Origin of the sequence: Azonexus sp. (genome assembly GCF_036170495.1) — a bacterium.
Lineage (GTDB): Bacteria > Pseudomonadota > Gammaproteobacteria > Burkholderiales > Rhodocyclaceae > Azonexus.
Map to the genome: position 1 here is coordinate 1489 of NZ_JAVHPH010000222.1, position 2115 is coordinate 3603.

Here is a 2115-nt window from a genome sequence, read left to right on the forward strand (position 1 = left end):
TGGCGATGCAGGACAGTTCGCTGTTTGCCAACGAACAACACCCGGCGCGACGGGTCATCGACCGCATGGGGCAGGCCGTACTCGGCCTGCCGAGCGACGTATCCGCCCGCCACCCGGTGTGCGCCCGGCTGTTCGACATTGCCACCCAGTTGCGCGGCGACAACACCGGCGGCATGGCCGCTTTCGAGAAGGCCGCTGCCCAGCTCGAGGCACTGCTGGCCGAACGCAATACCGCCATCACCGAAGCGGCCAAGCCTTATCTGCGATTGGTTGAGCAGCTTGAACGCCGCGACGATGCAGCCGGAGAGGTGCGCCCCGTTATCGAAAAATTCATCGCAACCAATCCGCCACCGGTCATTCGCAACTTTATCGAACAAACCGGCAGCCAGTTGCTCCAGGCAAACTGGCTGGAGCATGGCGAACAAAGTAGCGCGTGGCAGGAAAGCCTCACTCTGATCGAAGACCTGCTGTGGACCATTCAGCCCAAGGCCGACAGCGATGAACGCAAGACCCTGGCCCGCCGGCTGCCCGACATTCTGAAACGGCTGAGAGCAGGGATGCAGCGCGTCGGCCTGTCACCCGAAGCCGAGTCGGCCTTCCTCGATGCCTGTTTCGAACTGCAGACCAAGGCGCTACGCGCGCTCCCCTTGGCTACCAGCGGAGACCCAGGCGCCGAGCTTTTCCCGCGCGGTGTTTTCGCCGCTGCCAGCCCGCCAGTCAGCGGTCAACTGGGCGGCGGCGAAACGGTTCTGGCGACCTTGGATTTTGCTGAACTCCAGCCCGCACCGACCCGACCGCTGCCCTGCAAGGAAGGCGACTGGCTCGAATTCCGCATGCCCGATGGCGAAAAACGTGTCGCCCGAGTCTGCCGCATCAGCCCGAACAGCCAGCGAGTGCTGCTGGTCAACCCTGATTCCGCCCTGGCCCTGGCCGTCCATCCGGCCATCGTTGGTCGCCAGTTGCGGGATGGCGAGGCGCGCATCAGTTCGGCCTGCTCCCTGTTCGAAACCGCAGCCAGCGCCGCCTTGCGGCAAACGACGGGAGGCTAAAGACAAACCGTCAGCGGCGATCAGCCACAGGTCTGCCCGGAACGCGGCAAATTGCCTTAAAATCCGGGTTTTACGTCATCAGTTTCCGGGGTTTCAAATGGACATCAAAAAGGTCTTGCTGCTGGGGGGTAGCGGTTTCGTCGGTACCTATATCGTCAACCGTTTGTCGCAGCGCGGCATCGAAGTCACCGTCCCGACACGTCGCCGCGAACGCACCAAGGCGCTGATCATGCAGCCGGGCGTCACCATGCCGGAAGCCGACATCAGTTGCGAAACGACCCTGACCGAACTGATGCGCGGCCACGATGCCGTGATCAACCTGGTCGGCATTCTGCACAGCCGCGACGTCGTCCTGCCGTACAGCCGCGACTTCGCCGAAGCCCACGTCGAACTGCCGAAAACAATCATCGCCGCCTGCAAGGCTACCGGTGTCCGCCGTCTGGTACACATGAGCGCGCTCAACGCCGACCCCAAGGGCCCGTCCGAATACCTGCGCTCCAAGGGCGACGGCGAAGCACTCGTGCGCGCTGCCCAGGGTGAGCTGGACGTCACCGTCTTCCGCCCGTCGGTTATCTTCGGCCTTGGCGACTCCTTCCTGTCGATGTTCGCCAGCATCCTGAAAAAGGTCCCGTTCTTCCCGCTCGGTTTCGGTCATGCCCGCTTCCAGCCGGTGTGGGCGGCCGATGTCGCCGACGCTTTCGTCGATAGCCTGGGCGACGTCGCCACCTACGGCCAGACCTACGAACTGGTCGGCCCGAAGACCTACACGCTGCGTGAACTGGTCGACTACACCAAGGAACTGGCCGGCAGCTCGGCCACCATCGTTCCCTTGTCCGAAGGCTGGGCTTACCTGCAGGCCGGCCTGATGTGGCTGGCCCCGAGCCCAATGCTGTCGCCAGACAACCTGCGCTCGATGGAAAAGGACAGCGTGGCAGAAGCTGGCAGCAAGCAGCCGGCCAACTGGCGGCCGACGGCGCTGGAAGCCATCGCACCGACCTACATCGCGCTTAACACGCCGAAGGGCAAGCTCGACAGCTTCCGCTATCGCGCCGGTCGTTGAGAGCGC

2 protein-coding genes are annotated in these 2115 nt (G+C 63.7%); both read left to right on the forward strand.

All coding sequences use genetic code 11. The features are described 5' to 3' along the window. Positions 1-1049: hypothetical protein (locus ADADOO_RS07540; RefSeq protein ID WP_511276365.1), on the forward strand; the 1049-nt coding region annotated here is incomplete at its 5' end. Between the two features lie 97 nt (positions 1050-1146). Then, positions 1147-2109: a complex I NDUFA9 subunit family protein gene (locus ADADOO_RS07545; protein WP_511276367.1), complete on the forward strand. Its 963-nt coding sequence runs from the start codon at positions 1147-1149 to the stop codon at positions 2107-2109. Positions 2110-2115: the final 6 nt, after the last annotated feature.

Coding starts and splice junctions, on each gene's coding strand:
- ADADOO_RS07545 (WP_511276367.1), top strand. CDS start 1,147: ATGGACATCAAAAAGGTCTTGCTGCTGGGGGGTAGCGGTTTCGTCGGT.